Below are 5395 nucleotides of genomic sequence, written 5' to 3'. Positions count from 1 at the left end.
CAGCTCCGCCGCGCGGCGCAGCGTGGTCAGCCGGGCGGGCAGCTTCGAGGGGGCGGGTGCTCCGGCCCCGGGATGCAGTGCGGGACGGGCGTTGTCACCTCGGGCGTCCTCCGTGCCCTCGGCGTGGTGCTCCGTCGCGGCCAGCGCGGTACCCGCGTCGGTCAGGTGCATCGGGCCGTAGCCGCCGCTGACGCTGGGCGCACCGGCGTGCGCGTCCCAGCGGGACTGGAGGTAGGAGACGGCAAGCAGGACGCTCTGCGGTACGCGGTACTCGGCGGCCGCACTGCCGAAGGCGTGCTGGAGCCGGCCGTCCGGGGGATCGGTGGGCGCGGCCGGGGCGGCGCCGAGCAGCGGCAGCACCAGGGCGGCCGTGGCGAGCGTTCCGGCGGTCCGCTTCAGGCGTCTGACACCGGGTGCGGACGACGGGTCGGGGGCGAATCCTCGCAATGCGGCCTCCTGTGACGGGCGGGGCGTGGCGGGACGGGCGGCGCCGAGCTGGGTCAGTGGTACCGGCTTGCCGACGATCCGTCAATGATGCCCTCGGGAAGATGATTTCCCACGTCACAAAGGGTTTCGGGCGAGTTTCGCGCTGATGGGGCGCGGGCCTGCGGGGCGTCAGTGGCGTATACCACTGATCCGCCGCCCCACAGAGCCCGGCACCAGGAACCGCGGTGCGCCGCCGCTCGGGCGCACCGCGGTGTTCCGGGCCCGCTCTAGCGGGTGCCGACCGCCGCGCGCACGGCCCGGCGGGCCATGTGGCAGTCGTCGTGCAGCCGCCGCAGGAGCAGGCGCTGTTCCTCACCAGACGGGGTCACGCCCGAGGCGACCGGGGCCGGGGGAGTGCCGTGCATCGAGCGCTGTACGGCGGTCTCGTAGGCGCGGATCTCACGGGTCAGCACCAGCATCAGGTTGACCAGGAAGGCGTCGCGGGAGGCCGGGCCGCCCGACTGGGCGAGCTGGCTGATCTGACGGCGCGCGTCCGGGGCGTCCCCGAGGACCAGCCAGAGGGTGGCCAGGTCGTATCCCGGCAGGTACCAGCCGGCGTGCTCCCAGTCGACCAGCACCGGGCCGGCCGGGGACATCAGGATGTTGGAGAGCAGCGCGTCGCCGTGGCAGAACTGGCCCATGCCCTGGCGGCCGGCGGCATGCGCGATGCCGTGCAGCAGCTTCTGGAGGTCGCCCAGGTCGCGGTCGGTGAGCAGGCCCAGCTCGTGGTAGCGGGCGAGGCGGTCCGCGTAGTCCAGTGGTGCGCCGAAGGTGCCCGCCGGGGGCCGCCAGCCGTTCAGCCGGCAGATCGCGCCGAGCGCGGCCCGGATGTCCGCGCGCGGGGGCGCCTCCAGCGGGTGGCGGCGGTGCGAGGCCACCCGGCCGGGCATCCGCTCGATCACCAGCGTGCAGTTGTCCGGGTCGGCCGCGATCAGCCGGGGCACGCGCACCGGCGGACGGTGCCGGACGAAGGAGCCGTAGGCAGCTATTTCGTGCCGGACCAGCTCCGCCGCCGTAGGTGTGTGGTCGATCAGGCACTTGGCCACCGCCGTGCTGCGGCCGGTCGTCCCCACGAAGGTGACGGACCGTGGGCTGCGGCGGAGCACCTGCACCGGGGCGAACTCCGGGCAGATCCGCTGCACCGAGGCGATGGCGGTGCGGAGCTGGGCGCCCTGCGGGCCGGACAGGTCCAGCCTGCCGCTGAGCGGCTGGGAGCCGGGCTGCCCGGGAATGCGTGGTGCCCGGCCCACGCCCAGGAGGGGAGCTCCGGGTCGCGCCGCCGGGTCCAGATACGGTCCGCCGCCCACGGGGCGGGGACGTGGTGGCCGGGGCGGGGCGGACACGGAGGACGATGCTGCGTACATGGGAGATACAGATCCCTTCGTGTGCCTGCTGTGCCTGCCTGTGCGTCGTTTGTCACGAGCTGCGCGCCCACCCCGGCCCGGTCCTCCCAGGCACACCCTGGGGAGTGCCCCTGGGAGGACCGGGCCGGGGTGGCGCTTTCCTACCTGACACCCGACGGCCACTGGCACACCATCTGGCGCACCCTGGCGAACCCTGGCGAATAGTCGCCCGGCAACTTGCACGGGGCTACTGTCAACTCAGCCGAGAACCTGGGGGCTTGACGTGAGCGGACAACCCAACACCCGCTTTGCGGACCTGTTCGGCATGGCCGGCTGGTCCAAGGGCGAACTCGCGCGACTGGTCAACCGGCAGGCGGCGGCCATGGGCCACCCCCAACTGTCGACGGACACCTCGCGGGTACGGCGTTGGATCGACATGGGAGAGATCCCGCGCGATCCGGTGCCGAGGGTGCTGGCGGCCCTGTTCACCGAGCGTCTCGGCCGTGTCGTGACCATGGAGGACCTCGGTCTGGTACGGCACGGGCGTGCGGGAAAACGGCAGGGCGACGGGAAGAGCGAAGATCCCGACGGCGTGCTGTGGGCGCCCGAACGAACCGCCGCGGTCCTCACCGAATTCACGGGAATGGACCTCATGCTCAACCGACGCGGCTTGGTGGGCGCGGGTGCCGCGCTCGCCGCGGGAGCCACGCTCAGCAGCGCCATGCACGACTGGTTGCACACCGACCCCACGCTCCGGGCCGACGCCCCCGTCCTCGACAACCCACTGCACGCGGAACCCGCCGGATTCGACCGCTACGAGGCGGCCCCCATCGGGTCCCAGGAGGTCGAGGAACTGGAGGGTTCGGTCAAGGTCTTCCGGGCCTGGGACGCCGCCCGTGGCGGCGGCCTCCAGCGCAAGGCGGTCGTGGGCCAGCTCAACGAGGTGGGCGGCATGCTCGCCTACCACCATCCACCCCAGCTCCAGCGGCGCCTGTGGGGCGTCGCCGCCAACCTCGCGGTCCTGGCGGGCTGGATGTCCCACGACGTGGGTCTGGAGCCCACGGCGCAGAAGTACTTCGTCATCGCCACGCACGCCGCGCACGAGGGCGGCGACCGGCCGCGCGCCGGGGAGGCGCTGTCGCGGGCCGCCCGCCAGATGGTGCATCTCGGCCGCCCGGACGACGCCATGGACCTGATGAAGCTGGCCCAGTCCGGCTCGGGGGAGGAACTGCAGCCCAGAACCAAGGCCATGTTCCACACCATCGAGGCGTGGGCGCAGGCCGCGATGGGCCGGGGGCAGGCGATGCGCCGCACCCTCGGCCAGGCCGAGGACCTGTTCGTCTCCGACCGCCAGGACACCCGGCAGCCGGACTGGATGCAGACCTTCAAGGACGAGGATCTGTACGGCATGCAGGCCCTCGCCTACCGCACGCTCGCCGAGCACGACCCGAGCGCGGCCGTGCACGCCCAGCACTACGCCCAGAAGGCGCTGGCCCTGAGGACCGACGGGCGGGAGCGGTCGAAGATCTTCGACCACCTCTCCATGGCCTCGGCCTGCTTCATCGCGGACGACCCCGAACAGGCGGACCGGTACGCCCGGTTGGCGCTGATGGCGATGGGAGCCAACTCCTCCCGTCGCACCTGGGACCGGCTGCGTGAGATGTACCGGCTCACCGCCGAGTACGCGAGCTACCCGAAGGTCGGTGAACTGCGCGAGGAGATCAGGTTGGCCCTGCCCAAGCCCCGGAGCCGCAGCACAGGCGAGGCACCGGCCTGACAGAGGTCAGTGTTACCCGGAGACCCTGGCGACGAGCACACAGGTGTCGCCGTGCTGCTCCGCGCCCAGCTCACCGGCCAGCAACCGCACGCACTCCCGCGCGGTACGGGCCGTACTCAGGCGTGGGCCGAGCCCGAGCAGGCGTGCCACGTCCGGCTCGCTCAGCCGCTCGGTGTGCAGCACGAGCAAGTCGCCCGGTCGCAGAGCCAGTTCGGCCTGTCCGTAGGAGGAGTCCGCACCCGGTGACGGGTCGTCCGGTGCGGTGAGCCGGCGACCCGCCCCGGCGCGGAACAGCAGCGGGACGGGGCGCCCGGAACGGGCCCAGATGAAGGTACGGTTCTGCGGCTCGTAACGGCAGCAGACCGCACCGCGCAAGGAGGTGGTGGTTTCCAGCTGATCCAGTATCGAGAGCAGTTGAGCGGGCGGGATGCCCGCCAGAGCCAGGCCGTGCACGGCGCCGAGCAGGGTGGCGGGGTCCGGACCGGTCAGGTCACCGATGCTCAACAGGGCTGTTCCGCCCGGCAGTTCCAGCACACCGCACCAGTCGGACGTCGCCCTGACGGGCGATGCGCCGGCCGTGTGGTGTACCGCGAGGTCGAGCGTCGGTGGCCCCTGAAGCCGAGGCCGGCGAGCGGGGGGTGGTTTCGGAACCGTGCCCGACGGCCGTGCGTACAGCCGGAGTTCGCTCACGTCCCGGATCAGGGCCCACATGGAGACGGCGTCGCCGTCCGTGCCCAGTACCGGCTCGCCCCTCATGTGCACGGTCCGTACCGAGTCGTCGGGCCGCCGCACACGGAACTCGCCGTCGATCGGCCGGGCGTCCACCAGGCAGCCCGTCACCAGCGCGGTGAGGCGGGGCCGGTCCTCCTCGTGGACGAGCGCCGGGAGTTCGTCCAGGGTGAGCGCCGGCACGGACGGGTCCAGGCCCAGGATGCGGTACAGCTCCACCGACCAGTCGGCCTCGTCGGTGAGCAGGCCCCACTCCGCCCGGCCGACCTGGCCGGACGGCGCGCTCTCGGGATGCCCGGCGGGCGGGCGGTCCGCGGAGACTGGGGGCGGCATGACGCACTCCGAGGGGACGGTAGGGCCAGGGGGAACGAAGGGAGCGCTACGACTGTGGCACAGCCCGCGATGCCCCGTAAGGGATTTGGCAACACACGATAAGGGGGTGCGTCTGGCATATGCCAGAGTCTTCCGGGAGTGGTTCGTGCGGTCCCGGAGGCTAAGCGCCGCGCCGGGCAAGTCGTAGTCCATGTAAGGGACTTGGCCCATAGGCGTGGACTCCGGCGCGGCGCTCGGCCATGCGTTCGGCGCTCACCTGTTCCCGTGCGTCAGCCGAGCCCGATCGCCTTGTCGGCCTTCGCGCGGGTCGGCTGCCACCACGTCGTCACCGGCTCCCAGACCCGGACCTCCCGGCCGGTGCCGAGGCGCGCGGCCGAGAAGTCACGGCCGTACTGGGACGCCGAGGCCGACACCCCGATCGAGGGGGAGCGCCGCGCCTCCGGGTCGGCGGGGTCGCCGATGGTGCGCACCGCCCCGTAGGCCGTGCTGCCGGCGTCCAGCCGGTAGGTGCCCCGGCCGCCCTCGGGCGTCGGCAGCGCGGCGCCGTCCAGCTCGCCGAAGGTGATCGTCGGGACCCGGTCCACGAGACACGCGCGCGAGCCGGAGTTGGTCACCGAGAAGCGGACGACGGTCGTCCTCCCCTTCACCGCCTTGGCGTGGATGTCGAGCGCCTTCGCGGCACACCGGGCGGGCGCGGCCCGGTGCTGCGGGGCCGCCTGGCCGGGCG

4 protein-coding genes and 1 pseudogene are annotated in these 5395 nt (G+C 72.8%); 1 reads left to right on the top strand and 4 read right to left on the bottom strand.

All coding sequences use genetic code 11. From position 1 onward, the window contains the following. Together GT030_RS03555 and GT030_RS03550 are read right to left on the bottom strand one after the other, a co-directional pair. Nucleotides 1-447 (bottom strand): annotated as a pseudogene (locus tag GT030_RS03555) (N-acetylmuramoyl-L-alanine amidase); the annotation flags it as partial. A gap of 266 nt (nt 448-713) precedes the next feature. Continuing rightward, on the bottom strand, nt 714-1850 hold the full coding sequence (locus GT030_RS03550) for an aminoglycoside phosphotransferase family protein (RefSeq protein WP_161199788.1): 1137 nt from the start codon (nt 1848-1850) through the stop codon (nt 714-716). A gap of 262 nt (nt 1851-2112) precedes the next feature. On the opposite strand from GT030_RS03550, the gene GT030_RS03545 reads away from it, so the two are divergent. Next, nucleotides 2113-3606, top strand: coding sequence for a hypothetical protein (locus GT030_RS03545; protein ID WP_161199787.1), 1494 nt, complete (start codon nt 2113-2115; stop codon nt 3604-3606). Nucleotides 3607-3618: 12 nt separating this feature from the next. Here the strand turns inward: GT030_RS03545 and GT030_RS03540 are convergent, their stop codons facing one another. Together GT030_RS03540 and GT030_RS03535 are read right to left on the bottom strand one after the other, a co-directional pair. After that, nucleotides 3619-4668: a SpoIIE family protein phosphatase gene (locus GT030_RS03540; protein WP_237522174.1), complete on the bottom strand. Its 1050-nt coding sequence runs from the start codon at nt 4666-4668 to the stop codon at nt 3619-3621. A 269-nt stretch (nt 4669-4937) separates the two neighbouring features. Then, nucleotides 4938-5395 (bottom strand): DUF4232 domain-containing protein (locus GT030_RS03535; protein WP_161199785.1); only part of this gene is annotated, 458 nt, incomplete at its 5' end.

The organism is Streptomyces sp. SID1328 (assembly GCF_009865595.1).
GTDB classification, from domain to species: domain Bacteria; phylum Actinomycetota; class Actinomycetes; order Streptomycetales; family Streptomycetaceae; genus Streptomyces; species Streptomyces griseoluteus.
This window is presented reverse-complemented; position numbering and strand designations above follow the sequence as displayed.